The organism is Nonomuraea glycinis (assembly GCF_014646515.1).
Taxonomy (GTDB): domain Bacteria; phylum Actinomycetota; class Actinomycetes; order Streptosporangiales; family Streptosporangiaceae; genus Nonomuraea; species Nonomuraea glycinis.
Genome location: NZ_BMNK01000013.1, coordinates 171,948 through 196,946, shown reverse-complemented (window position 1 = coordinate 196,946; position 24,999 = coordinate 171,948). Strand labels below are relative to the sequence as shown.

The window sequence follows — 24,999 nt, the reverse complement described above, 5'->3', positions numbered from 1 at the left end:
ATACATCGATATCAAAGTATTTGATGGCGATGCATCAGGAAAGGGCGGTCAAGGCCGCGTGCCGAGCAGCACCGAAACCGGGCGCGCACGAGGAGTGCGTGTTCAACCCCAGGGAGTGGAAGCATGAAGATCTTTGTCACCGGCGGCAGCGGTTTCGTCGGAAGCGCTCTCGTTCATCGTCTCCTCGCCGAAGGACATGAAGTCATGGCACTTGCCAGATCGGGTTCGAGCATCCAGCGCGTCCGTGCGGCCGGAGCCGAGCCCGTTCCCGGCGACCTCGCCGACCTCCGCCAGGCCGGCTCCCCAGCGCCGATCTGGCTCGCCAAGCTGCGAGAGGCCGACGCGGTCGTGCACGTCGCGGCTCATATGGAGTTCTGGGGACCCGACTCGTTCTTCGAACGGGCCAATCACGTGCCGACGGTCGCCCTGCACGCCGCGAGCGTCGCGGCCGGGGTACGACGTTTCGTGCTCATCAGCGCCGCATCCGTCTCCACCGGCAGCCAACGTCGTCCCGTCGTCGACGAGTCGACCCCGGAAGGCCGGCCCAACATCGCCTACAGCCGCGTCAAGCTGGCCACCGAGCGCACGCTCCTGGAAGCCCACGGCGGGAACACCGAACTGGTGGTGCTCCGCCCGCCGTACATCTGGGGTCGCGGAATGACGACGATCAACGACATGGCCGAGGTCGCCGAGGCCGGACGGTTCGCCTGGATCGATCACGGCAAGCACATCGTCGACTTCGTGCACGTCCACAACCTGGTCGGCGCCGTGCTCCTCGCGCTCACCCGGGGCCGCCACGGGGGCGTCTACTACGTGACGGACGGCGCGCCGATGCCCATCCGAGACTTCCTCACTCCCCTGCTGGCGACCCGCGGCGTGGATCTGTCCAAGAGCCGCAGCGTCCCGCTGGCGATGGCGGCGCCCATGGCGGCGATGATGGACCGCACGGCACGCCTGCTTCGCCGGAAGTCGGCGCCCCCGCTGACGAACTGGCTCGTGAGCTTCACCGGCCGCGACCGTTCCTACGACATCACCGCCGCGAGGACGGAGCTGGGCTACTCGCCCGACGTGACCCTGGAGAAGGGACTGGCGGAGATGAGCTTCTCGTGAGCCGGGGGACGGTGGATCCAGGCCGGCAACTGTCGGAGCACTGATTTGACGATTGGGTCATTTTCTGGGGAATCATCCGGCAAGATGATCAGTCCTTGGTCCCCCGGATGGCGGGAGACAGTGGAGAAGGGCTGACTGCATGCGCGGGCCGACGACGACGATCCTCCTTGCCGCGGCGCTGTCGATCGGCGGGGTGATGGCCAATCCCGCCTACGCGGCCGCCTCCGCCGTCACCCCGGAGCGGGTGTGCGGTCCTGGTTTCGCCCGGGTCGCCCACAGCAAGCAGGCCGTGAAGACCCCTGGCAAACGCGTCCTCGGCTACGTCTACCTGCTGTACAACCGCAGGACCGGCTACAACTGCGTCACCACGTTCAAGACCTCGGACGTCGGTGTCTCCACCTTCGTCATGGCCACGATCACGGTGCAGACGCGGGGAACCCGCCCACGCGTGAGCGGTGAGAACGAGGGCCGGCGCGTCAAGCACTATTTGGGACCGGTGAAGACCTACGGCAAGGGCCGGTGCGTCAAATACATGGGGACGATCGAGGATGGCGGACGCGGTCTCACCGACGCGAAATCGCGCTGGAAGTCCTGGGGCAACTGCGGCTGAGCCGGATGCGACGGCCGGCCGGGGAGACCGTGGGGCAACTGCGAGTGGCGGCGCGGATGTGAGCATGAGGACGGGCATGCTGGTCAGGGACGCACGACCGGACGAGGCGGAGCTCCTGAGCGAGCTGGCGTTCCGGTCCAAGGCGTACTGGGGCTATGACGAGAGGTTCATGGCGACCTGCCGGGAGGAGCTCACCCTCTCGGCATCGCAGGTCGAGGCCCAGCGGACCATGGTGGCCGACCAGGACGGCCGAGCCCTGGGGTTCGTCACCGTGGAAGGGGAGCCGCCGGAGGGAGAGCTGGGCATGCTCTTCGTCGAACCGGACGCCATCGGGCAAGGCATCGGCCGCCTCCTGTTCGAGCACGCGGTGACCGCCGCGCGCGGGCTCGGCTTCGCGCGCCTTGTCATCGAGGCGGATCCGCATGCCGAGCCGTTCTACCTGGCGATGGGGGCCACCCGAATCGGCATGACCCCGTCCGGTTCTATCCCCGGGCGGAGCCTCCCACTGCTGGGGGTCACCGTATCGGAGCACGTGATCCCCGCCCCTGCGCGGCCTCCTTGCGACGCTCGCAGCTGACATGCAGCCCGGATGTGAACATCTTGTTTAAAACGTCTAGTTGACATCGATCTGCTTCTTGCGGCATCTTGGCTTCCATGTCCCCGAGTGCTGATCACCACCCCGACCCCTTCACGCCGCCGCATCCGGAGCAAGCACGGATGCAGCGCGTGCACGCGTCCCTGTTCCGGATCGCCGAGCGGCATGCCGCCACTGACGAGCAGCGCAGCCGACAGACTCATCCATCGGTCATCGGCCCGCATGAGGCCGTCAGGCTCGTGTCGTTCCTGCTCAGCGGGGCCGCGAAGCTGGATGACGGCGAGCCGGAGGTGGATCACGCCGACATCACCGCGGCGTTGAGTCTCGTCCCGCTGGTCCGCGGGGAGCTGGACGCGCTGGAGGCCGGGCTCCTGCAGATGGCGCGTGGCCGCGGCATGACCTGGCAGGAGATCGCCTTCGGGCTTGGACTGGGCACCGCGCAGGCCGCCAGGCAGCGCTACGAACGCCTCGCCGACCGTACGGGAACGGAGTAGGGCCGCTTCCGGCTACGTCGACCAGTCCCGCCTCCGCCATGAGGTCAGGGCGTTCGCCAGTCCGCACCGCGCACCCCTACCCGCTCTCGATCCCGCACTGGGAGGTCGAGACCACCCGCTGGTCGGTCACCGAGTCGCCGGTCTCGATCCGTCGCTGTTCCTCGCCGGCAGGTCCGTCCTGGTCGACGACGTCCCGGACAGCCGCTCGACGCCGCGCAGTAGCGCGGAGTGGTCGAGCGCGCCGTCGCCGGTCGCGTTCGCCGAGGCCACCAGTTGGGCGACGAGCGCACCGAGCGGCAGCACGACGCCGGCCTCGCGGGCGGCGGAGGTGACGATGCCCATGTCCTTGTGGTGCAGGGCGATGCGGAAGCCGGGCTCGAAGGAGTGGGCGAGCATGTTGGCGCGCTTCTGCGTCAGCACGGCCGAGCCGGCCAGGCCGCCGCCGAGCACCTCGAGCGCCGCCTCCAGATTCACCCCGTACGCCCGCAGGAACACCACGGCCTCGGCCAGCGCCTCGATGTTGGCGGCGACGATGAGCTGGTTGGCCGCCTTGACCGTCTGGCCGGAGCCGCTCGGCCCGACGTGGACAACCGTCTTGCCGACCACGTCGAAGATCGGCGTGGCGGCGTCGAAGTCGGCGCTCTCGCCGCCCACCATGATCGACAGGGCGGCGTTCCTGGCGCCGGCCTCGCCGCCCGAGACGGGAGCGTCGAGGTAGCGCAGGCCGCGCCGGGCGGCCTCGTCCGCCAGCTCGCGGGTGATGTCGGGGCGGATCGAGGAGAAGTCGATGATCAGCGTGCCGGCGGCGGCGTGTGCGAAGACGCCGTCGTCGCCGGTCAGCACGTCCTGGACGTCGAGAGAGTCGGGGACCATGAGGGCGACGACCTCGGCGCCCGTCACGGCGTCGGCGATGGACGGGGCCACTCGGCCGCCGGCCTCGGCCAGCGGCTTGGTCTTCTCGGGCGAGCGGTTGTAGCCGGTCACGCTGTGCCCGGCCTTGACGAGGTGGACGGCCATGGGGCTGCCCATGATGCCGAGGCCGATGAAGGCTATGGTCACGTTGATCCTTCCGCGCGTCGTTCGCGTGGTAGCCAGTCGAAGGCGCCCGGGCCTTCGACGCGGTATTCGAGGCCGATGTATCCGTCGTATCCGGTGGCGTACACGTCGTCGATCCACTGCTGGATCGGCAGCGTGCCGTCGCCGGGCGCACCCCGGCCAGGGGCGTCGGCGATCTGTACGTGGGCGATGCGCGGCGCGTACCGCTCGATGACGGCCGGTACGTCGTCACCGTTGGTGGCCAGGTGGTAGAAGTCGGCCAGCAGCCCGAGAGCGGGCACGTCACCCAGCCGGTCGAGCACCGCCACCGCGTCCGCGGCCGTCAGCAGCGGGTAGCGCGGCGCGCCGCTGACCGGCTCCAGCAGCACGGTGCCGCGCACACCGCGCGCGCAGGCCGCCAGCATCTCGGCGGCCAGGTCGTCCTGCTCCCTGGGGTCGGCCCCTTCCACGCGGTTGCCGTAGAGGGCGTTGAACATCTCGCAGCCGAGCCGTTCCCCTATGGAGGCCGCCACGGGGATGTTGTCGAGCAGTTCGCGTGAGCGTCCGGGCCACGACACCAGGCCGCGGTCGCCGGCCGGCATGTCGCCGGCGAAGAAGTTGAGCCCGGTCAGCTGTACCCCGGAGTCGTCGACGGCGCGTACGAACGCGTCCACCTCGCGGTCGGTGGGCTCCGCGACCGGCCACGGCCACCAGAATTCGACCGACGTGAACCCGTCGGCCGCCGCCGCGGCAGGACGAGACAGCAGGGGCAGGTCCGTGTAGAGGATCGAGCAGTTGACGGTCCACCTGGTCAAGCGGGGGTCCCTTCCGACTGTTCGCGGCGGAGCTGGCCGACCAGGCGTTCCTGGGCTTGGTCCAGATGGTGGGCGAGGCACTGCTGCGCCCGCTCGGGATCCCCGTCGCTGATCGCCTTGAGTATGTCGTCGTGTTCGTGCACCACGTTCGTCGGGTGGGTGGTGCGGTGGGCCTGGAACTGGCCCATGGTGAGGTGCACCTCCCCGAGGATCACCTCGTGCATCCTCGACAGCCGGCGGCTCCCGACGGCGGCGACCAGCGCGGAATGGAAGGCGATGTCGGCCTCCACCTGGTTGGCGAAGGCCATGTCACCGGCCGCGGCCTTCATCGACGCCTGCGCGCGCACGGCCGCGGGTGGCACGGTGGCCGTGCGGGCGAGCGCCGCGACCGCCGCGCGTTCGACGGTCTCGCGGCTGAAGTAGAGGTCGCGGATCTCGTCCTCGTCCAGTTTCGGGACCACGGCGGTCTTGTGCGTGGTACGGCGCAGCAGCCCGAGCGCGGTGAGCCGCTCCAGGCACGCCTTCGCGGTGGGGCGCGCGACGCTGTATTCGCTGGCGATGCGGACCTCGGTGAGCTTCTCCCCGGGGGCGATTTCGCCGTTGACGATGCGTTTGCGTACCGACTCGTAGAGCGCTTCCGTCAGAGACGACGGTCCGAGGGGAAAGCTGTTCTGGCTGTCCACTGAATCCCTTCAAGATCGCCGAAATCGTCAGACAAGTATACCGCCTCATTAATATCCGGCGGTCTTGTCCACGACATTCCGCAGCGGCTCTCCGCGGGTGAATCTGGCCACATTGTCGAGCAGGATGTCGAACCCCCTACGGGTGGTCTCCTGCGTGGTGGCGCCGTTGTGCGGGGTGACGATGATGTTCGGCAACGACCAGAACGGGCTGTCCTGGGGAAGCGGCTCCACGCCGTGCGCGTCCAGCCCCGCCCCTGCGATCTCGCCCCGCCGCAACGCGTCGAGCAGAGCCTCGTCGTCGGCGATCCCGCCGCGCGAGACGCAGACGAAGCACGCCGTACGTTTCATCGCCGCGAACGCCTCCCGGCCGAACCGCCCCGCGGTGGCCGCCGTGAGCGGCGCGGTGACCACCACGAAGTCCGACTCGGCGAGGAAGCGCGGGAACTCGTCCTGGCCGAGCAGTTCGTCCACGCCGGGCGCGGACGTCCCGGACCTGCGGCGCATGCCGAGCACCCGCATGTGGAACGCCTTGGCCTTGGCCGCCAGGTCGAGGCCGGCGTTGCCCAGCCCGTACAGGCCGACCGTCCGGCCCGCCAGCTCGCCGTGGACGTGGCGGTCCCAGCGGCGCTCGGCCTGGGCGCGCAGCCAGCGCGGCGCGTCCCGGCTCAGCATGAGCAGCAGCATCATCGCGTGCTCGGCCAGCGGGATCGCGCCGTTGCCGGCGGAGGAGGTGAGCGTCACGTCGCTCGCGAGCAGCCCGTCCGACAGGACCGCGTCCACGCCCGCCGCCGGGCTGTGCACCCAGCGCAGCCTGCGGGCCCCGGCCAGCAGCGGGTCCGGCACGTGGCCGACGACCGCGTCCGCGAGCTCGATCACGGGGGGCAGGTCGGCCGTGAACTCGACGTGCGCACCGGTGGCTGCCCGTCGGATGCGGTCGCGGGCCAGGTCGTCGTGGCCGCCGGTGACGATGATTCTCATTTGAGTCCCGTGGTGGCGATGCCGCGAATGAGCTGTTTCTGGGCCACGGCGAAGAAGATGAGCACGGGCAGCAGCGACACGAGCGACATCGCGAACAGCATGCCCACGCCGCTCTGCGACTCCGAGTCCACCATGGAGTTGAGCGCCACCGGCACCGTGAACATCTTCGGAGACGTGAGATAGATCAGCGGCACGAAGAAGTCGTTCCAGGTCCAGATGAAGGTGAAGATCGTGGTGGTCACGAGCGCGGGCCGCATGAGCGGCAGGACCACGTACCAGAAGGTGCGGAAGGGACCCGCGCCGTCGATCCAGGCCGCGCGGTCGAGATCGCGCGGGATGGTCCTGATGAACTGCACCATCAGGTAGATGAAGAACGCGTCGGTGGCCAGGAACTTCGGGACGAGCAGCGGGAAGTACGTGTTCACCAGGTCGAACTGGGAGAAGAAGATGTACTGCGGGATCACCAGCACGTGCATCGGCAGCATCACAGAGACCAGCGTGATGGCGAGATAGAGCTTCCGCATCCTGAATTCCAGCCTGGCCAGCGCGAACGCGGTCAGCGAGCAGGAGAAGAGGTTGCCGATGATCGAGCCGACGGTGACGACCAGCGAGTTGAGGAAGAAGACGGTGAAGGGGCGGTTGAGCGCGTTCCACCCCTCTACGAAGTTGTCGAAGGTGATCTCGCTGGGGATGATGCCGGGCTCGGTCAGGATCAGGTGGTCGGGCTTGAGCGAGCTGGCGATCATCCAGACCAGCGGATAGAGCATCAGCAGCACGAAGGCGCCGAGGCCGAGGTGCTTGAGCACGTCACGGCGGCCGCGCCGGCGTGCGGCGGCCTTGGCCGGGGTACGCGCGGACTCGAGCGAGGTGGTCGCGGTCGTCATCAGTCGTCTCCGTAGAAGACCCAGTATTTCGACAGGACGAAGTGCACGGCCGTTATCAGGGCGATCGCGCCCATCAGCACCCAGGCCAGTGCCGAGGCGTAGCCCATGTCGAAGTTCAGGAAGCCCTGCTGGTAGATGTAGAGCGTGTAGAACAGCGTCGAGTTGGCGGGGCCGCCGGTGCCGCCGCTGATGACGTGGGCCTGGGTGAAGGTCTGGAACGCGCCGATCGTCTGCAGGATCAGGTTGAAGAAGATGATCGGGGTGATCAGCGGGATCGTGACGCGGGTGAACTGCCGCACCACCCCGGCGCCGTCCACCTTGGCGGCCTCGTACAGTTCCTCAGGGACCTGGCGGAGGCCAGCCAGGAAGATGACCATCGGCGAGCCGAACGTCCACACGTTCAGGACGATCAGCGTGGACAGCGACAGGCTGGGGTTCTGCAGCCAGCTCCCGAGCTCCAGCCCGAACAGGGACAGCCCTCGGTCGACGAGGCCGTCGTCGCCGAAGATCTGCCGCCACAGGATCGCCACTGCCACGCTCGTGCCGAGCAGCGAGGGCAGGTAGAAGGCGCTGCGGTAGAAGGCCAGGCCGCGCAGGCCGCGGTCGAGGATCAGGGCGAGCAGCAGCGCGAAGCCCAGTTGCAGCGGGATGGAGACCAGGACGTAGACCGCCGTGACCCGGACGGCGGCCCAGAAGTACTCGTCCTGGAACATCCGCTCGAAGTTCTCCAGGCCGTTGAACTCCGGGGTGCTGAGGATGTTGTAGTCGGTGAAGGCCAGGTAGAGGGAGGCGAGCAGCGGCACCGCCGTGACCAGCGCCAGGCCGAGCCACCAGGGGATGAGGAACACGTGCGCGGCGCGGCCCTGGTTGAGGAGGCTGCGTTTTGCCACGACGCGCTCCTAACGGGACCGTGAGATGCCGGCCTGGATCTCGTCCAGGAGCCGTTTCGCTCCGTCGGCCGTGCTGAGCCGGCCGAGCGCTATCTCCTCCGCGGCCCTGGACATGGCCGTCCGCCAGGTGTTCGTGCCGGGGGGCGCCTCGAAGCGGGGACGGCGCTCGGCCTCGCGGCCGGCCTGCACGAGGGTGAGCATCTCCTTCTCGTCGCCGCTCGCGGATTCGAGCGACTGCTTGAAGACCTTGGGGTTGACCGGCGCGCCCATGGTCATGCCGACGGTCTTGAGCATCGCGTAGTCGTTGGTGTTGTAGTTGACGATCTTGCCGGCGGCCTCGACCTTGTCGTCGTCGATACCCTGATATATCGCCATCCGCGGGAAGTAGAGGAACTGGTATCCGGCCTGGGCGTCCTTGGCCACGGGCATCGCGCGCAGCTTGTACCGGTAGTCGGGGAACATCCTCGCCTCATCGATGATGTGGTTGGAGTTGCCCATGTTGGCCAGTACCTTCTTGCCGACCAGGGCCCAGTCGGGGCCGATGCCCTCCTGCTCGCTGAGCGACAGCACGGCGCCCGCCTTGAGCAGCTTGTCCCACCAGTCGAACCAGGCGCGCACGCTGTCCGCGGTGAAGCCGGGCTGACCGTCCTGGGTCCAGAGCTGCTCGCCACGCTGTCGCAGCCACGACTCGAACGGCAGGTCGGCGTCGGGCTCGTACGGCATGCCCTTGCGCTTGTTCGGGTTGTCCTTGGCGTACTCGATGAGGAAGGCCGCCCAGGCGTCCCAGTCGGCGTCGGCGGGCGGGAGCTCCACCTCGTCTTCCTTGGCGAACGTCTCGTTGTAGCGCAGGGCGGGGACGAAGATGCCGAACGGCATGGTGTTGAGCTGTCCACCGAGCTTGTACGACTCCAGGTCCTCCTTGGAGTAGTCGGCCAGGTTCAGGGTCGGGATGTCGTCGAGGCGCCGGTAGAGCTTGTTCTTGTGGTAGGTGAGCACCTGCGGCGAGGCGATCCAGAAGATGTCGGCCACGTCACGGGCGGAGATCTGCGTGGTCATGCGCTCCTGGAAGGCGGCGTAGTCGGCGAACTCCGGCTCGATCTGGACGCCCGGGTTCTTGGCGGCGAACTCCTTGAGGGCCTTCGTGTAGTTCTGCTGCCTGACGTTGTTGCCCCACCAGGCGTACCGCAGTGACGCACCGCCGCTGCCGGAGTCGCCGCCGCACGCCGTGAGGAAAGCCCCCACAGCCCCGGCCCCCGCCAGTTTCAGGAATCCCCGCCGATCGAGTCCGCTCATCATGATTCTCCCATCGTTCTCACAGGGGACCGGCTGCCCTGGTGATGACCTAGTGTCCATTTGTCTGACGAGACCGTCAATAGCTCATGTGTACTTGTTTGACAATTTGCTACCAGCACCTCGTAGAGGCCGAGCTCGGGCAGCCGCACCCGGTTGCCTTCGACCTCCAGCGCGTGGCCCGCGACCAGGGCCCGCACCTGCCACTCCCCGGGCCACGGCAGGTCGAGCCAGGACTCGCCGATCGGCACCGGGCGGCGGAAGCGCTGGTCGGCGTCGCCCGAGCGGTTGAGCAGGTGGATCACGCGCGCCGCCCCCGATCGCGCGGGGACGATCTCCACCTGTTCCGGCAGTCCGGTCTCCACCGCGAGGTCCGGGCCGGCACGGTCGGCGAACAGGTCGCGGTGCGCGCTCAGTCCGGTCTCCCGGTAGCCGCGGCCGACCGTCCACGGCATCAACATGCCCTTACCTTGGCCGTAGGGGGCGCTCAGCCAGCCCGGATGGCCGCTCTCACGGTGGCCGTGGCACTTCTCCGGCGGGCCGTACCTAGCCCTGGACAGCGCGAACAGGCCCGCCTCCGCCTTCTCGCCGGACTCGACCACGTGGAAGGCCCCGATGACCGGCACCATGCCCCGGTCACCGCGCAGATGCAGCGAGCGCACGGACTCCTCGCTCTCCATGCTCGCCAGGCGGCGCACCGCGGGCAGGCAATCGAGCTGCACCTCGTCCACGTCGAAGCCACTCGAACCGGTCGCCAGCACCGACCCGCCCGCCGCCACGTAGGCGTCCAGCACGCGGGCCGACCGGAGCGGGCCGAGGTCCGGCAGCACGATCAGCCGGTAGCGGGACAGATCGGTCACCGGCAGCTTGTCCTCGGGCAGGACGTCGAAGGGGATGTGTCGCTCCAGCAACGCCAGGTACAGCCCCTGGAACTCGCTGGTCGCGGGGCGTCCGTCCTTCAGCGGGTCGGGCCGGACCAGCAGCGTGCGCGCCTCGGAGACGAGGTCCCGGTAGACGTCGGCGTGGTCGCGGTGGAAGCGGGTGATCTCCGCCGCGATCTCCAGGCACTCATACGGGCTGTCGTCCGGCGTCCCCATGATGTAGGTGGACGGGATCGCGCCTCGCGAGATGGCCTGCAGCAGATACTGCGCGAAGTGGTGCGGTTCCTCCCCCGCCATCCGGTACGGCATGTCCACGAACCCCACCGAGTTGACCAGCACCGGAACGTCCGGCCGGTACGATTTCGCCGCGCTGACGTGCTCGCTGGTGCGGTGGTGCCAGAGCGGCCGGCCGACGGCGTTGTTCGCCTCGTGGAAGACGATGTCGGCGTGCTCGCCCAGGATCAGCGCGGCCTGCGGTCTCCGCCGGGCGATCTCGGCGCGGATCCGGGAGTTGAGGTCCTCGATCGTGTCCTGCGCGAACGTGCGCCACCTGAGGTATCCGGGCGAGTCCGGCCCCTCGGGCAGCTCCTCCCCGAACCGGCGGGTGCACGCCAGGCAGTGGCAGACCCCCCAGTACTTACGGCTGTAGTCCACCTCGTTGAACGACATCCAGTTGAGGAAGAACCCGTCGACCTCGTACCTGTCGAGCACCTCGCCGATGACCTCGAACAGCTTGACCTGGTAGTAGTCGCCGCTCGGGCAGACGCTGGCCAGCCCGTTGTAGACCTGGCGAGCGCCGTCGGGGGCCACGAAGCACCACTCGGGATGTTCCTCGGCCCGCCGGTGGTCGATCTTGGAGAAGTCCATCCTGGCCAGCACCCGCACGCCTCTTCGGCGGGCCGCGGCGACCGCGTCGCCGACCAGGTCGCCAGACGGGCGCTCGGCCAGTCGCGGATTGCGCGTCTGGAAATCCAGGCCGGTCGGATAGTTGGACAGGATGCCGCCGACGCTGATCAGCCAGACATTCGCCCCGAACTCCTCCAGGTAGTCGAGCACCCGCTCCACGTCGAGCCCGGCGTCCACCTCACGGAGGTTGGTCTGGAACATCTGGAACGGCTCGCGCCACCACGCCCCGCTCACGACCGCTCCCAGGTGAGGTGGACGACCTCGATGAGCCCCACGTTCGCCAGTTCCACCTCGACCCGGCCGTCGCGTACCACCGTGGCGGCCTCGGCGTCCGCGACCAGCAGGCGCGCCGTGGCCCCCCGGGCGCCGGGCGGCAGCGCGACCGACACCGTCTGGGGCGGCAGCGGGATGGTCTCCCTGATGGCGCCGCGCATGGCCATCGGGTTGGTGAGGTTCACGACGGTCACCGCGACGCCGTGCTCGTCCCGGCGTACGGCGAGGTCGGCCAGGCCGGGCCCGCGTACCGTGGCCTCGGGCTCGCCGCCGAGCGCCCACCGCACCGAGTTGGCGATCAGGAGGCCGTGGTCGGCCTGGAGGGCCTCCCAGAAGATCGCGCCGATGTCGAACGGGATGTAGACGACCCGCCCAGGCCCCTCCCTGGTGATCACTGCGGGGGCGTCCGGCGCCTGCCTGGGGTACAGCTCCTCCATCGGCAGGTCGGGGAAGTCGGGCACGAACCGGAACGGCACCCGCGTGCCCGGCCTGGCCTCGACGCGCAGCAGGTGGCTGCCGCCGATGATCCGTTCGGCGCCCCCGAAGCCGGCGTTCACCGGGTGCTCGCCGGTCAGGGCGATGTAGTTGTTCTTCACCGGGCCCCTGACGGGCGCGGTCAGGTCGACGCCGAACACGTCGGCGAGGCCGAAGCCGTCGCGCAGGTCGCCGTGCTCGTCGTACAGGGAGGACTGGTGCGCGGCCACCAGGCCGCCGCCCGCGGCGACATACTCGCGGATCACCTGGCACTCCGCGTCGCCGAGCTGCTCGGCATTGGCCAGCACCAGCACCTTGTACGGCCGCAGCCGCTCGGCGGACAGCGCCTGGTCGGCGATGAACTCGAACGGGATCCGGGCCTCGACCAGCGCCTGGTAGAACCCGTTTTCGTCGGGGAAGGTGTGCGCCGCCCCCGTCCTGAGCTGCCCGGCCCTGCTGGGGTCGAGCAGCGCGACCTCGGCGGTGACCGCCATCTCCGACAGCACCGGCTCCAGCCGCGCGTGCAGGCTGAACGCCTCCACCACCGGCGGCACCCACCGCGGGTCGGAGACGGTGGCGTTGAACTTGGTGAACCACGGGAACGCGCCCTGCGCGAACCCGTCCACGATCCACGTCCGCACCTCCTCGGGCGGGGCCACCGAGTCCTTCCACCGGTGCTGGTGGTGCTCGGGGCCGACTGAGGTGATGAGCCCGATCGGCCGGTCGGGGTACAGGCCGCGGCTGCGCTTGGCCACCCGCCCCGCCGCCCACGGAGCCTCGATCCCCGAGCGGCCCTGCTTGTCCACCACGAACATCGGGTAGACCCGCCGCACCAGCTCGGGCTCGAGGTCGCGGGCCGCGAACATGCCCAGGTTGGGGATGAAGCGGGCGTGCGGCCGCACGTCCTTGACCGCCGTGTCCCAGATCGAGACCAGCTCGCTGAGCTTGCGCCGCCGCCAGGCCACGTACGCGGGCCAGGCGGGGTCGGACGGGTCGCGCTCGCGTTTGGGCAGCTCGAACCCGGTGTCGTCGCGGAACGAGCGCTGCGCGGCCTCACTGTGGGAGATGCTGGCGTAGCCCTCCCACCGATTGGCGAAGATCGCGTCGACGTCGTACTCGCGCACGATCTCGCGGGCCACCTCGGTGATGAACTCGCGGTGGTAGTCGGTGAAGGAGCAGGTCAGCCAGATGTCCGGGTACGCCCAGTGCTCGATGGCCGCCCCCTGCGCGTCGCGCGCCAGCCATTCGGGATGCGCCTCGGCCGCCTCGGCGTGCACGGCGTGGGGGTCCACCCTGGCCATGACGTGCATGTCCAATCCCCTGGCGGCCTCGACCAGGGCGCCGAAGGGGTCGGTGTCACCGAGGTAGGTGCTGCGGTGGTGGAACGGGATGCGGGTCGGATAGTAGGCGATGTAGCCGCCGGCGCTGATGCAGGCCGCGTTGGACCTGCTGTCACGCATCACCGAGGTCCAGAAGTCGACGTCGAGATGCGCCGGGTCGTCCTCGGCCAGCGTCAGTTGCGTCCAGCGGGTCGCCGTACGCGGCCAGTCGGGTGTTCGCATCGTGACGCACCTCTCGTCGAAATGATCGTTAGACGAGAAATATTGTTATACAAGAATGCAAGAAAGACAAGGCAAGCCGACCGCCTTCCGGTGGATGACCGTACAGTGCCTTACGCCCGGCTGGAGGACGTCTCAGTCGCGCCTCAGGAACGGGCTGCGGCTCGTAGATCTGTGGTGATCGGGCCGACGGAGGTCGTCAGTCCCTCCAGGGTGAGTTTGAGCGTGGGTGCGATGGTGCCGCCGAAGCCGGCCCGTGCCTGCGCGGCTCCCGCACCTAGGAGATCGCCGCCCAGGTCGGACCGGTAGTTGGCGAAGCTGATCACCTGGAGGTCCGGCAGCACCAGCCAGGCGTAGGCCTGGTCGGGTTCGTCGGCCGGGTTCTGGAGCACGAGGCCGGATTCGTTGAGCGGCTCGTAGGGGCCGGTCAGGCTGGGGGCGGCGAAGCCGTAGAGGCCGGTGGGTGCGCTGCCGGCCGGGTGGAAGGTGCGGCGCTGGGTGGAGAAGAAGAGGTAATACCGGGAGTCGTGGACGATGACGTGCGGTCGTTCGAGCTCGTGGTTGACGCCTTCGGCGATGAGGAGGGGCGGGAGCAGGGACCAGCCGTCGGCCCCTGGCGCGGCGAGGGCGATCGCGCCGGTGAAGGTGTCCTCCCAGGCGGTGGACGCGGCGACGAGGAGGTAGTCGCGCGCGTCGGCCGGGTCACGGAACCAGCCTGGATCGCGGAACGCCCTGATCCGGCCCGGTGCCCCGTCTGCCTCATCGGCCGGCAGGTACATCCGGCCGTCGGAGCGCAGGATCTCTCGATGCTCGGCGTCCTGTCGCAGCGTGATCCGACCGCCGTCGGCGGTCAGGGCGGGGCGGGCCTCGATGACGCTCTGCCGGTACGTCGGGCGTGCTTCGCCGCGCCGCCCGGCGGCCGTGTAGTACACGGACACGGTGCCGTCGGGCCGGCGGACCGCAGATCCGGACCATTCGCGGCTGCCGGGCGAGGCGTCGTCGGCGAAGGCGTTCCCCAGGTCCTGCCACTCCTCGCCGTTCTTGCCGAGCAGACGGATCCGGGCCTTGTCGTGGCGCTCCTCCGGGTGGCCGAGGGCGGGGGCCGACAGGGTCATCCACAGCTCCTGACCGCCGATCACGCTCGTCGCGCCGTTCTCCTCCTGAATCGGCCACAGGTCCCAGAGGTCGTATTCAGGCAGGATCCGGGGTACGGCCGCGGGGTCGATGACGGGCGCCGTGGTCGTGCCGGTCTCGGTGAGCAGATCGAGGTGCCGGCGGGTCCAGCGGGCCGGTCGGTCACCGCTCACGCGGCACTCCGCCTGCGGCGGCGTTCAGCTCGGGAGACCATGTCAGCCTTTCAGGGAGCCCTGGAGCAGGGCCTTGACGAAGTGGCGCTGGAAGAGGAGGAAGATCACGAGCGTGGGGGTCAGGATCAGCAGCGATCCCGCGCACAGCAGGGGGATGTCGGTGCCCCATTGGCCCTGGAAGGCGCCCAAGGCGCCGGACATCGTGCGCTTGGCGGGGTCGTCCACCAGGACGATGGCCAGCAGGAACTGGTTCCAGGTCCACAGGAACAGCAGGATGCCCAGGGACGAGATCGCCGGCATGGCCAGGGGCACGTGGATGCGCCGGAACAACTGCCACACGTTGGCGCCGTCCATCCGCGCGCTCTCGGACAGCTCCCCCGGCATGTTGACGAAGTGGGCGCGCATCCAGAAGACGCTGAACGGCATGAACAGGCCGATGAGCGGCAGGATGATGGCCCAGCGCGTGTTCAGCAGCCCCATGTCGCGGATCTGGTAGTACAGCGGCGTGATGACGCCTTCGAACGGGAGGGTCAGGCCGAGCACGAACAGCAGGAAGATCACGCGGGCGCCGATCACGCGCAGGTGGCCGATGGCGAAGCCGGCCATCGTGCCCAGCACGATCGAGATCGGGACCACGCCCAGCACGATGAGGGCGCTGGACTTCAGCAACTCGCCCATGTTCGCGGCCTCGAAGGCCCGCGGGAAGTTGCCCCACTGGGGGTCGTCGGGCCAGGCCAGTCCGGCCGGGTAGGTGCCGGAGGGGTGCAGGGCGGTGACGAACAGGCTGAGGAACGGCAGGAGCGTGACCGCCATCAGGAAGATGAGCAGTACCCTGCCCGTCCAGGCCTCCCGCCGCGAGGTGATCATCGGTTGCCGTCCTTCGCGAACCACTGGATGGGCAGGGCACAGGCGATCACGAGCACCATGAGCACCACGGCCAGGGCCGAGGCGGTGCCCACCTCGCGCTCGGCGAAGGCCAGGTAGAAGATCTGCAGGCCGGGCACCATGGTGGTGTTGCCGGGGCCTCCCTGGGTGGCGATGTAGATGATGTCGAAGCTGGCCAGGGCCGCGATGACGGTCACGGTGACACAGACCGCGATCTCCTGCCGCAGGCTGGGGACCGTGATGGAGACGAACTCCCGCCAGGCGCCGGCGCCGTCGAGCCGGGCGGCCTCGTACAGTGCTGGGTCGATCTTGCTCATGCCGGCCAGGAGCAGCAGCGTGCACAGGCCGAGCAGCACCCAGGCGCCGATCATGCCGACCGCCGGCAGGGCGGTGTCGAAGTCGCCCAGCCAGGCCCGGGTCACCCCGCCGAGGCCGATGAGGCTGAGCAGCTGGTTGATCACTCCGGTGGAGGCCAGCAGCCAGCTCCAGGCGATGCCGGCGGCCACCAGCGGGATGACCTGCGGCAGGAAGAGCACGGTCCGCGCCACGAGGGCGAGTCGGCTCTGGGCGATGCGCCGGATGGTCGCGGCGATCGCCAGGCCCAGCACGACCGGGATGGCGCTGAAGAACGCGATCAGCTTGAAGGCGTTGATCAGCGAGTCGAACAGGTCCGGATCGGTGAAGACCTTGCCGTAGTTGGCCGGCCCCACCCAGGTGGAGGCGCCGATGCCGTTCCACTCGTACATCGAGTACTGGAACGTCAGGGTGATCGGGCGCAGGACGAACACCGCGTAGAAGATGAGCGCCGGGGCGACGAACAGCCAGCCGACCAAGCCGCGCGGGTCGCGCAGCTTGGTCGCGACCGGCCGCCGGTGCGCGGTTCGGGCGCCGGCGGAGCGGGGCGTCACCTGTCTCAGTTCCCTTCGAGCTGGCCGGTGTAGTCAGCCTGGACCTTGGTCAGCAGCTCTTGCGCTGTCAGCTGCCCGGCGACGAGCTTCTGCAGGTTCGGGGTCCAGCTCTTGGCGTAGATGGCGCCGGTGGCGTTGGCGATGAAGTCCATCGCGCCGTTGTCGCCGGCGATGTCCGCCCCGGCTTCCAGGGTGCTCGCGGTGACCTTGTCCGAGGCCACGGCCGGCATGTACGCGTCGGCCGGTCCCATCGGACGCGATCCGCCGATCTCGACGCCGATCTCGCGGGCTCGCTTGTCGGTGGCCACCCAGTTGAGGAAGAAGGCGGCGCAGTCGGCGTTCTTGGCGTTCGCGGCGATCCCGAAGGTGAGGGGCGCCGACATGGCGGCGCGCTTGCCGCCCTGTTGCGCCGGCGGCATCAGGGAGAAGCCGGCGTTGCCCGGCATCTGCTTGTCGAGGTTGCCCGACTCCCAGTCGCCGTTGAACATGAACAGGCCCTTGCCGTCGATGAAGCGGCTCATCATGGTGGCGTAGTCGACCGCGTTGATGTCCTTCTGGAAATATCCCGCCTTGGTCCATTTCTCCAGGTGCTGGGCGGCCTGAAGGTTCGACGGGGTGTCGATGGTGGCGCCCGGCTTCTGGAAGATCCAGTCGTTGATGGGCCCGGCCGGGCCGTAGGAGGCCATGAGATTCTGCAGCGGGAACGCCAGGCCGCCGGTGGCGCCGCCGTTGAACTGCAGAATGGGGGTGATGCCCGCGCTCTTGGCCTTGCCCAGCACCTGGTCGAGCTCCGCCAGCGTGGCGGGCGGCTTGGTCATGCCGACCTGGGCGGCGAGCTTCTTGTTGTAGAAGATGCCGGTCATGCTGAAGTTGAGCCCGAGGGCGTACAGGGAGCCCTCACCGCGCGGGCGGCCGCCGGGGCCCAGGCGCAGTTGCTCGAGCTGCGAGGCCGGCCACTTGTCCCAGCCGAAGGCCTGCGCGTAGCCGTCGAGGTTCTTCAGCAGGTTGTCCTTGACCAGCTCGGAGACCTGAGGCAGCCGCATCAGGTCGGGCGGGTTGTCCGCCAGCACCCGGGGGGCGTTCTGGGTGATCACCGCGAACTGGTCCTCACGGACGTCCCACGTGACGTTCGGGTGCTGTTTGGTGAACTCGGTGGTCAGCGCCTTGGGCAGCGGGAAGCCGGTCTCGAAGTAGCCGCTCACCGTGATCGGCGCCGAGCCGCAGGTGGGCGCTGCCGAAACCGGCGACGTGCCGGTGGCCTGGGGTTGCGGGCTGTTGGCGCCGGGAGCCGCGCAGGCGGCGGCCAGCGCCCCCATGGCGATCACAACCGCGACCCCGGACCTGCCGGGGTGAACGCGACGAGCCATGTGCATCTCCTCTGCTGCGTGGGACAATCGGCGCCCGGCTGATGCCCCTATTTCGTTTGCTAAATCGGGTTAGCGCCGATAGTCTCACCACACGCGTCGTACGATGTCAACCCCCCGTAACACACTCTTGACGATCGGAGATGTCGAGTGAGCCCACGACGGGTCACGCTGGCCGACGTGGCCAAGGCCGCGGGCGTCTCCCGCACGACCGCCTCGCTGGTGCTGTCAGGCCGTGGCCGGGAGCTGCGCATCTCTCACGACGTCGAGCAGCGTGTCCTCAAAGCCGCCGAAGAGCTGCAATATCGGCCCAACATCGTCTCCGTGGGCCTGCGTACGGGCACCTCCCGGACGATCGGCTTCGTCTCCGACACCGTCGCCACCTCGCGCCTGGCCGGTGACATGATCAAGGGAGCGCTCGAGGCCGCCCGCGACCGCGGCTTCATGCTGTTCATCGGTGAGACCGAAGGCGACGCCGCGCTCGAAGGCCTCCTGCTTCAGGCCATGCAGGACCGCCAGGTGGACGGGCTCATCCTGGCCTCGATGTTCACCAGGACCATCAAGCTGCCCAAAGGCATCACCGCCGCGCCCACCGTGCTGCTCAACGCGCTGTCCAAGCAGCCCACCCCTCTGCCCGCCGTCCTGCCCGACGAGGTCGAGGCCGGCCGCAGCGCCGCCCGTGTGCTGCTCGACGCCGGCCATCGCGACGGCATCTACCTGATCGGCGCCGGTCCCAGCCTGCGCGACGTGCCCTCGGGGAGCGTCGCTGCCGTGGAACGGCTCGTCGGCATCCGGGAGGCGCTCGGCGAGGCGGGCGTCAAGGTGGCGGGCGCTCGTGTCTGCCCCGACTGGCAGCCGGAGTACGGCCTCGCAGCGGCCCAGGATCTCCTGCGGACCACCCGGCCGCGTGCGCTGATCTGCTTCAACGATCGGATCGCGATGGGCGTCTACCAGGCACTCGACGACTTCGGGCTCAAAGTGCCTGCGGATGTCTCCGTCGTCTCCTTCGACGACCACCCCATCGCCTCGTGGATGCGGCCCAAGCTGACCACCGTGGCGCTGCCCCACTACGAGCTGGGCCGCAAGGCCGTGGACGTGCTGTTCACCGAGATCGACCGCGATCGTTCCGACCCCGACCGGGTGGGCGAGGTGCATCGGGTCCCGATGCCCGTCCGCAGCCGCGACTCCGTCGCCCCGTCGGCCACCGCGGAGTCGCTCGACTGAGCGCCCTCGGCCCCCGTGTCGCCCCCTGTGGAGTCGCTCTACCGGGCACCCGCGCTCGCCATCAGCAAGGGTGAGCGTTCTCGACGGATCTGTCCACGCCGGCGATTCCTGAGGCCGTAATCGAGCCTTGACACGGGTGGGACCGGCCGTAATAGTACAGCTAACCCGATTTAGCGTCACTGTAACAATGCCGGGCTCCCAGCGATCCACGGCCCGCACTCCGCTGCCTACGTGCGCAGTGGCATCCCCACCCGTCGCGAACCGGCACCACTGTTACCCATTACTAAATCGATTTAGCACAGTGGGTCACGCGTACGACGCGGCCCACGGCCGGAAAGGAAGTACCGCATGCGCATCCGCAGATGGGTCGGGGTGATGGCCTCGGCCCTGGCCATGGTCGCCTCGGGCCTGGTGTCCGCCGCGCCCGCCGACGCAAGCAGCGGCCCCGATGCCGGAATCCGCAGCATCACCCCCATCACCACGGTCTACACCTACGGGCAGAAAGTGTCCGCGGTAGCGGTCGAGTACGGCCAGAACGTCAACCCACGGGAATTGGACACCTCCACCTTCTCGGTCCAGGACACCCTCTACAACTTCCGCTTCAATCCCATCGAGGACCTGCCCAAGCTGACCGACCGCAAGGTCACCCGCGCCTACACCAACGACGCCGCCACCATCCGGGCCGACCACCGTTCGACGCCGGGCCGGTACGTCATCGTCGAGCTCGACCCCGAGCAGAACGCCGGCTGGACAGTGATCACCTCCAAGTGTCCGAACGGCCGGTGCGCGGTGCGGGTGAACCCGGATCTGCCCACCCGGGTGGTCCAGCGCAAGAACGTCTACGGACAGCCCGGGCATGGCCTCGGCAGGGGGCCGCTGCTCGCCAAGGGAACCCCGAACACCTCCAGAAAGGTGACCGAGAAGCCGGTCAACCTCCTCGTCGACGAATTCCGCTACGGCTCGTACCTGTCCAACGGGATGGTGCTGCCGTACCACTACCACCTGCCGAAGAACTACGACCCGGCCAAGACGTACCCGCTGATGGTCGTCCTGCCCGGGCACGGCATGGGCTGGGACGGGGACAACTTGATGGTCCAGGTGGCCGCGGACATTCCCGCCACGGCCTGGCTGCAGCAGAAGTGGACCGGCGGCACCGAGGACGTCATCGTGCTCGCCCCGCAGCACCAGCGCGTGGGCGGCGCGGCCGAGGCCGACCTCCTGGTCAAGCTGCTCGACCAGTTCCTCAAGGACTACGCCGTCGACAAGCGGCGGGTCTACGCCACCACCGTCTCCTACGGCTCCCAACTGCTGTGGCACGCCTTCGCCAAGCGTCCGGACCTGTTCGCCGGCGGGCTGGTGACCGGCGGCTTCGCGGTCAACGCCGAGCAGGCGGCGGCCATCGCCGCCGCGGAAGTCCCGCTCTGGGTCACCCACGGCGTACACGACCACCTGCTGAACATCAGCCTCGCCCGCACCACACGGCAACTGCTGCAGAACGCCTACACCGCACGAGGCAAGTCCCCCGAGGAGATCGGGACCCTTATGCACTACACCGAGTACGAGGACGCGGCGTTCTCCCTGCCGGACTACCACGCGGCCTACGGACCCACCTACGAGGACACCTCCATCCTCCAGTGGCTACTGAGCCGGACCAAACCGCAGGCCTGACCTGCACGATGCCTCTCGCCGCCACCATGGCGAGGGGCATCGTGCAAGCGAAGGGTCACCATCAGGGAACACAGCGCTCCTGTCAGTGATTTACTCTGATCAACTGTCCTACAGGGCAATACGGGCGGAGTGGGTCATGACAGTGGCGCAGCCTGGTCACGTGGTCGGCGGACGTTACCGCCTGATCGCCGAGCTGGGGTCGGGCGGGTTCGGGCGGGTCTGGCGTGCCCAGGACGAGGTCCTGCACGTCGAGGTGGCGATCAAGGAGCTGCGGCTGCTGCCCGGGATGTCCCAGGCGGAGCAGGACCAGCGATTGGAGCGCACCGCGCGGGAGGCCCGCAACGCCGTACGGTTACGCGCGCACGAGCACATCCTGGCCATCTACGACATCGTCTCGGACGCCGGCCTGCCGTGGATCGTGATGGAGCTGATCGACGGCCAGTCGCTGGCCGAGCACATCGAGGCGCACGGGCCGTTGCCGGTGGACAAGGCCGCGGAGCTCGCCGCCGCGCTGCTGACGGCGCTCGGCGCGGCGCACCAGGCCGGCGTCGTGCACCGCGACATCAAACCGGCCAACGTCATGCTCGGCAGGGACGGCAAGATCCTGCTCACCGACTTCGGCATCGCGGTCCACACCACCGACACCACCCTGACGGCCACCGGGATGCTCATAGGCTCCCCCGAGTACATGGCCCCGGAACGGTCACGCGGCATCGACGGGCTCCCGGCCAGTGATCTGTTCTCCCTCGGCGTGACCCTCTACCAGGCCGTCGAGGGCGTCTCACCGTTCCGTCGCAACACTCAGCCGGCCGCGCTGACCGCCGTCCTGCTGGAAGAACCGCCACCGCCGCGACGAGCGGACCGGCTCGCGCCGCTCATCACCCGGCTGCTCGACAAGGACCCGAACAGCAGACCGACCGTCGATCAGGCACTGTCCCTCCTTGGCGAGCAGCGGCCGAACCGTGACCACGTACGGAACGGCACCAGGGTCCTCCGACCTGAAGAGGTCCCTCAGCAGGGGTGGCAGCACAAGGGTGTCGCGGTGATGATGGCGATCATCTTCATGCTCGGTGTCGTCGGTCTCAGGGACGTCGGCCTCGCCTGGGAAGACTTCGAGGACGCGCTGGATGACGACGCGGGCTTCCTCCTGGCGGTCCCCATCTTCGCTGACCTCGCTCTGGCCGGCTTGCTGGGAGCGCAGGTGGCCCGGTTCGTACCGCCGGTCGCCGGTAAGACCGTTGCCTTAGTCGTGGGTGTCGTCGGGATCGCCCTCACTGGAGGCGCCACGGTTCTCGCCTTCGACGGCATGTCCATTCTCGTGAGGAGGTCTTATCTCGTGGACTACGTGGACTACGACGATGCCTGGTCGCTCTCATTGATCGGAATCACCGTCGTCATGCTCATCACCGGGGGCTGGGCCTGGGAGTCGAGGAAGCTCCGGCGCTCCGGTGTCGGCATCAAGTAAAAGTGAATCGACAATGAAGATCCGACGGGTAGCGCCTCTCCTGGTCTTCTGCGGCCTCGCTTCCTTGGCGGTGGCCTGCACCGACGCGCCTCCAGCCGTTCCGGTGGCGGAGCCCCGAGGCGCTACCTCGTCGGCCGCTCCGGCCGAAACCACGACCACCGCGCCGGCGCCCGAACCTGAGCGGCTCAGCGTGCCAGGCATGGAAGCCGGCACGAAAAGCATCCTCAAGGCAGGACCGAGGACCGGCTCCATGGTCGTCGGGGAGATCCCACCCGGCAAGAAGGAACTGTGGGTCCTGTTCCGGTGCCGAGGTCAGGGCCAGGCAGAGATCATTCTGGAGCCGGACGTCACCATGCCCTTCACCTGTCTCGACGACGTGATCAGTCCGATCATGAACCGCCTCGATCTCGGTGCGAGGAAAACTCTGACGGTACGGATCCAGGCCCCCGATTCGGTCGAGTGGGCCCTTCGCGTCACTCGTTGAGCTCGCCGAAGGGGCGGCGTACATCGGGGACTGAATGGCCGGCTTCGACACGGACGAGGACGACGACGGGCCCGCGCCGATCAGGTGGGTCCGCCGTGGCTACTGAATGGTCGGAGACCGGCCTCTGGTTCTTTCAGCTCGATTTCCACGCCGGTTCCGAGCTCGGCGCCTTCACCTGGGCGATTTCCGCGAGGTCGTCGAATTCGGGTAGACCGTCGGCGGGGGCGCGAACGACGCCGACCTGATTCGGCCTGGGCGCCGCGATGTTCCTGGGCGGACCCCAGCTCACGATGTTCGTCATGGCGCCTCCTTGGGTGTGGTATTTCTCCTTCTCCTGCGTGGAGAAGTCCGAGCCGAATTGAAAGGGCAACCCTTTCGCGTCGAAGTAGAGCGCCCAGTTCACGATCGTTTTCGCATAACTCGCGTCCGGCCGCTTCCCTGCAACCTGCCGGAAAGTGGATGAGAGGTCGTACAGTTCGGCGAACGTGAGGGCGCCGCTGTAGAACCCGGTCCGCTTGAGATCGGCGGTCTTACCCGAGGGATTCGGCACATTGAATTTCTTCTTATCGGCGTCGGCGATCAGCGCTTTCAGCGTCGCGGGCTCGAAGATGTTGATGACGTGGTCGCCGAAGGCCGTGGCGCCCGCGCCACGGTTGCCGCGCCGCGCCCATGTCCTTCCCTGGGGCAGGTCGGCGGTCCACAGCCGTCCCGTGGTGTAGAAGCGGCCCTTGGTGTTGATCCAGCGATGCGGCCGGGTCTGCGAGATGAGGCTCCGGGAGACCGGGTCGCCTTCGGCCGCGCGCTCCTTGGCCAGCGGAAGCAGGCGACGGTTGAAGTCCACCCGGCGCGTGATGCTCGCCGCGACGACTCCACCCCTGCCGAGAACCAGCGTCCCTTCCTGCATCGGGTTGTAGCGGAACACCCGGGCCGTGTGATTGGTGTATTTGTTCCGGTTATTGATTTCGACAGAGCCGTACTGCGTGAACTCCACGCTCGCGCCCTTGGCGAGCCGTTCGCGGACCGCACGCACGACGTCGGGAACGGCAGCCTCCGCCGCGGACGGAACCACGAGCATGGTCGCCGGACCGATGAGCATGGCGGATAAGAGAGCAGGTAAACGGCGCATTGAAAAGGGCCTCCTAGGCTTGGCGCAATGACCGGATGATCAACAGATGTCCCGGAGCGTACCAGTCCCTGCTCATTCAGAGCGAACTCCATCTGTCACCACGACAGGCGGAATTCGGGGAAGACTCGATTTCCCTTCTTCGGGAGCCGATGGCTCGCGGCGGATTACTTACGGTGCCGATTCGCGAGTCTGCCGGCGGCGTACACCACGCCGCCTACGAACAGGACCGCGACGAGGAGGAGTGAGCTTTTCCATGAGCCTTTTCAGGCTCCTTGGCGGGAGCCCTGGTCACAGCATGATCGCAATGCCGTCGGGCTTGTAGACGATGGGGATGATCTGGGGACTGCCATGCGCTGGAGGGTAGCCAGGGGGACCGACAACATCCTGGATCGGTTCAGGAACAGCTGTGGCAGATCGGTCACGCGTCCGGAGCGGACTCGCCGTCGTCCCACCGCCGGACGTGACTCGACCGCTACCGCGTGCCCTGGGCCGGACGGTTAGCCTTCGGTAGTGAGCTTCGGCACCTTCGCCCGTCAGGTGCGGGATCCCGCGCTGCCCCACCGATGGCGGGTGTCGGCGTTCCGCTCCTGCGTGCAGCTGTACCGGCCGATCGGATTCGAAGCGACGCTGAGCTTCGTCGAGTCCCGGGCCGGGAGGTTCCAGCGCGATGAGGCGGCGCTGCTCCGTGCCCTGGACCTCGTCGAGGCCGGCCGCGCCGCCTGGCATGCCGAGCTCCAGACGTACGCGGCGAGGCGGCGGGAGGCCAAGAAGCGAGGCCGGCGATCTCCGCGCGCGGAGGAGGCGAATCCCAACATCCAGGCTCGCTGGTACTGGTACGGCGCTCCCCGGGAAGCCGCGCTGCACGCGTTGTGGTTCTGGCGCCGCAAGCGCTTACCGGATCTGATGCCCTCCACAGATCCGGTCCTCCTGGAGATCAGCGCATGTGTCAACGAGATCCTGGACGTCGGGGCCGTTCTCACGGAAGCGCGGTGCGAAGCCGCCCGGCTGAGCGAGCTTGAGCACCGTCTGTACGCGTGGGATCTTCTCACAGTCGTCCGGCATCTCGAGGTGGCGTCGGGTCTGCGATAGCT

At 68.4% G+C, this 24,999-nt stretch carries 23 protein-coding genes; 9 read left to right on the top strand and 14 right to left on the bottom strand.

From position 1 onward, the window contains the following. Positions 1-123 precede the first annotated feature (123 nt). From IEY87_RS31410 to IEY87_RS31395, 4 genes are all read left to right on the top strand, one after another. A complete protein-coding gene (locus tag IEY87_RS31410) occupies positions 124-1,110 on the top strand; it encodes an NAD-dependent epimerase/dehydratase family protein (protein ID WP_189142437.1) in 987 nt (328 codons plus the stop codon). A 139-nt stretch (positions 1,111-1,249) separates the two neighbouring features. Beyond that, the gene (locus tag IEY87_RS31405) at positions 1,250-1,720 is read left to right on the top strand and encodes a hypothetical protein (protein ID WP_189142436.1); all 471 of its coding nucleotides are present in this window, start codon (positions 1,250-1,252) and stop codon (positions 1,718-1,720) included. 64 nt (positions 1,721-1,784) lie between these two features. Then, entirely contained in the window at positions 1,785-2,297 is a 513-nt protein-coding gene (locus IEY87_RS31400; RefSeq protein ID WP_225277818.1) for a GNAT family N-acetyltransferase, read from the top strand. 77 nt (positions 2,298-2,374) lie between these two features. Further along, positions 2,375-2,809, top strand: a complete 435-nt coding sequence (locus tag IEY87_RS31395) for a DNA-binding protein (protein WP_189142435.1) — start codon at positions 2,375-2,377, stop codon at positions 2,807-2,809. Between the two features lie 126 nt (positions 2,810-2,935). Here the strand turns inward: IEY87_RS31395 and IEY87_RS31390 are convergent, their stop codons facing one another. From IEY87_RS31390 to IEY87_RS31330, 13 genes are all read right to left on the bottom strand, one after another. Beyond that, on the bottom strand, positions 2,936-3,868 hold the full coding sequence (locus IEY87_RS31390) for a 2-hydroxy-3-oxopropionate reductase (protein ID WP_372462271.1): 933 nt from the start codon (positions 3,866-3,868) through the stop codon (positions 2,936-2,938). After that, entirely contained in the window at positions 3,865-4,659 is a 795-nt protein-coding gene (locus IEY87_RS31385) for a hydroxypyruvate isomerase family protein (RefSeq protein WP_189142434.1), read from the bottom strand. Before IEY87_RS31385 ends, IEY87_RS31390 begins: the two co-directional genes overlap by 4 nt. After that, positions 4,656-5,342, bottom strand: coding sequence for a GntR family transcriptional regulator (locus IEY87_RS31380; RefSeq protein ID WP_189142433.1), 687 nt, complete (start codon positions 5,340-5,342; stop codon positions 4,656-4,658). Before IEY87_RS31380 ends, IEY87_RS31385 begins: the two co-directional genes overlap by 4 nt. A gap of 48 nt (positions 5,343-5,390) precedes the next feature. Further along, complete coding sequence (locus tag IEY87_RS31375; RefSeq protein ID WP_189142432.1) at positions 5,391-6,320, bottom strand: D-2-hydroxyacid dehydrogenase; 930 nt, start codon at positions 6,318-6,320, stop codon at positions 5,391-5,393. Next, a complete protein-coding gene (locus tag IEY87_RS31370; RefSeq protein ID WP_189142431.1) occupies positions 6,317-7,204 on the bottom strand; it encodes a carbohydrate ABC transporter permease in 888 nt (295 codons plus the stop codon). Before IEY87_RS31370 ends, IEY87_RS31375 begins: the two co-directional genes overlap by 4 nt. Continuing rightward, positions 7,204-8,094 (bottom strand): carbohydrate ABC transporter permease, encoded by an 891-nt coding sequence (locus IEY87_RS31365; protein ID WP_189142430.1) that lies wholly within the window; start codon positions 8,092-8,094, stop codon positions 7,204-7,206. Before IEY87_RS31365 ends, IEY87_RS31370 begins: the two co-directional genes overlap by 1 nt. Before the next feature lie 9 nt (positions 8,095-8,103). Further along, a complete protein-coding gene (locus IEY87_RS31360) occupies positions 8,104-9,390 on the bottom strand; it encodes an ABC transporter substrate-binding protein (RefSeq protein WP_225277817.1) in 1,287 nt (428 codons plus the stop codon). Then, a complete protein-coding gene (locus IEY87_RS31355; RefSeq protein ID WP_225277816.1) occupies positions 9,387-11,405 on the bottom strand; it encodes an alpha-amylase family protein in 2,019 nt (672 codons plus the stop codon). The genes IEY87_RS31360 and IEY87_RS31355 overlap by 4 nt, the downstream gene beginning before the upstream one ends. Continuing rightward, on the bottom strand, positions 11,402-13,480 hold the full coding sequence (locus IEY87_RS31350; protein ID WP_189142429.1) for an alpha-amylase family protein: 2,079 nt from the start codon (positions 13,478-13,480) through the stop codon (positions 11,402-11,404). Before IEY87_RS31350 ends, IEY87_RS31355 begins: the two co-directional genes overlap by 4 nt. Before the next feature lie 143 nt (positions 13,481-13,623). Then, positions 13,624-14,784 carry a glycoside hydrolase family 68 protein gene (locus IEY87_RS31345; RefSeq protein WP_189142428.1) on the bottom strand — a complete coding sequence of 387 codons (1,161 nt, stop codon included), beginning with the start codon at positions 14,782-14,784 and terminating at the stop codon, positions 13,624-13,626. A gap of 42 nt (positions 14,785-14,826) precedes the next feature. Next, on the bottom strand, positions 14,827-15,651 hold the full coding sequence (locus IEY87_RS31340) for a carbohydrate ABC transporter permease (protein ID WP_189142427.1): 825 nt from the start codon (positions 15,649-15,651) through the stop codon (positions 14,827-14,829). Continuing rightward, a complete protein-coding gene (locus tag IEY87_RS31335; RefSeq protein WP_225277815.1) occupies positions 15,648-16,577 on the bottom strand; it encodes a carbohydrate ABC transporter permease in 930 nt (309 codons plus the stop codon). Before IEY87_RS31335 ends, IEY87_RS31340 begins: the two co-directional genes overlap by 4 nt. A 5-nt stretch (positions 16,578-16,582) precedes the next feature. Then, positions 16,583-17,944: an ABC transporter substrate-binding protein gene (locus IEY87_RS31330; RefSeq protein ID WP_189142426.1), complete on the bottom strand. Its 1,362-nt coding sequence runs from the start codon at positions 17,942-17,944 to the stop codon at positions 16,583-16,585. A gap of 147 nt (positions 17,945-18,091) precedes the next feature. Between IEY87_RS31330 and IEY87_RS31325 the strand changes: the two genes are divergently transcribed. The 4 genes from IEY87_RS31325 (at position 18,092) to IEY87_RS31310 (ending at position 22,782) form a co-directional block, all read left to right on the top strand. After that, positions 18,092-19,165: a LacI family DNA-binding transcriptional regulator gene (locus tag IEY87_RS31325; protein ID WP_189142425.1), complete on the top strand. Its 1,074-nt coding sequence runs from the start codon at positions 18,092-18,094 to the stop codon at positions 19,163-19,165. Between the two features lie 348 nt (positions 19,166-19,513). Continuing rightward, a complete protein-coding gene (locus IEY87_RS31320; RefSeq protein WP_189142424.1) occupies positions 19,514-20,833 on the top strand; it encodes a hypothetical protein in 1,320 nt (439 codons plus the stop codon). A 136-nt stretch (positions 20,834-20,969) separates the two neighbouring features. After that, positions 20,970-22,298, top strand: a complete 1,329-nt coding sequence (locus IEY87_RS31315) for a serine/threonine-protein kinase (RefSeq protein ID WP_189142423.1) — start codon at positions 20,970-20,972, stop codon at positions 22,296-22,298. 199 nt (positions 22,299-22,497) lie between these two features. Then, entirely contained in the window at positions 22,498-22,782 is a 285-nt protein-coding gene (locus tag IEY87_RS31310) for a hypothetical protein (protein WP_189142422.1), read from the top strand. 133 nt (positions 22,783-22,915) lie between these two features. On the opposite strand, the gene IEY87_RS31305 is transcribed toward IEY87_RS31310, so the two are convergent. After that, positions 22,916-23,878, bottom strand: coding sequence for a hypothetical protein (locus tag IEY87_RS31305; RefSeq protein ID WP_189142421.1), 963 nt, complete (start codon positions 23,876-23,878; stop codon positions 22,916-22,918). Between the two features lie 540 nt (positions 23,879-24,418). Between IEY87_RS31305 and IEY87_RS31300 the strand changes: the two genes are divergently transcribed. Then, positions 24,419-24,997, top strand: a complete 579-nt coding sequence (locus IEY87_RS31300; protein ID WP_189142420.1) for a hypothetical protein — start codon at positions 24,419-24,421, stop codon at positions 24,995-24,997. Positions 24,998-24,999 lie beyond the last annotated feature (2 nt).

What these genes read in the sequence shown, in the direction of transcription:
- IEY87_RS31410 (WP_189142437.1), top strand. Translation starts at nt 124, where the DNA reads ATGAAGATCTTTGTCACCGGCGGCAGCGGTTTCGTCGGAAGCGCTCTC.
- IEY87_RS31405 (WP_189142436.1), top strand. Translation starts at nt 1,250, where the DNA reads ATGCGCGGGCCGACGACGACGATCCTCCTTGCCGCGGCGCTGTCGATC.
- IEY87_RS31400 (WP_225277818.1), top strand. Translation starts at nt 1,785, where the DNA reads ATGAGGACGGGCATGCTGGTCAGGGACGCACGACCGGACGAGGCGGAG.
- IEY87_RS31395 (WP_189142435.1), top strand. Translation starts at nt 2,375, where the DNA reads ATGTCCCCGAGTGCTGATCACCACCCCGACCCCTTCACGCCGCCGCAT.
- IEY87_RS31375 (WP_189142432.1), bottom strand. Translation starts at nt 6,320, where the DNA reads ATGAGAATCATCGTCACCGGCGGCCACGACGACCTGGCCCGCGACCGC.
- IEY87_RS31370 (WP_189142431.1), bottom strand. Translation starts at nt 7,204, where the DNA reads ATGACGACCGCGACCACCTCGCTCGAGTCCGCGCGTACCCCGGCCAAG.
- IEY87_RS31360 (WP_225277817.1), bottom strand. Translation starts at nt 9,390, where the DNA reads ATGATGAGCGGACTCGATCGGCGGGGATTCCTGAAACTGGCGGGGGCC.
- IEY87_RS31350 (WP_189142429.1), bottom strand. Translation starts at nt 13,480, where the DNA reads ATGCGAACACCCGACTGGCCGCGTACGGCGACCCGCTGGACGCAACTG.
- IEY87_RS31340 (WP_189142427.1), bottom strand. Translation starts at nt 15,651, where the DNA reads ATGATCACCTCGCGGCGGGAGGCCTGGACGGGCAGGGTACTGCTCATC.
- IEY87_RS31330 (WP_189142426.1), bottom strand. Translation starts at nt 17,944, where the DNA reads ATGGCTCGTCGCGTTCACCCCGGCAGGTCCGGGGTCGCGGTTGTGATC.
- IEY87_RS31320 (WP_189142424.1), top strand. Translation starts at nt 19,514, where the DNA reads ATGCGCATCCGCAGATGGGTCGGGGTGATGGCCTCGGCCCTGGCCATG.
- IEY87_RS31315 (WP_189142423.1), top strand. Translation starts at nt 20,970, where the DNA reads ATGACAGTGGCGCAGCCTGGTCACGTGGTCGGCGGACGTTACCGCCTG.
- IEY87_RS31310 (WP_189142422.1), top strand. Translation starts at nt 22,498, where the DNA reads ATGGAAGCCGGCACGAAAAGCATCCTCAAGGCAGGACCGAGGACCGGC.
- IEY87_RS31305 (WP_189142421.1), bottom strand. Translation starts at nt 23,878, where the DNA reads ATGCTCATCGGTCCGGCGACCATGCTCGTGGTTCCGTCCGCGGCGGAG.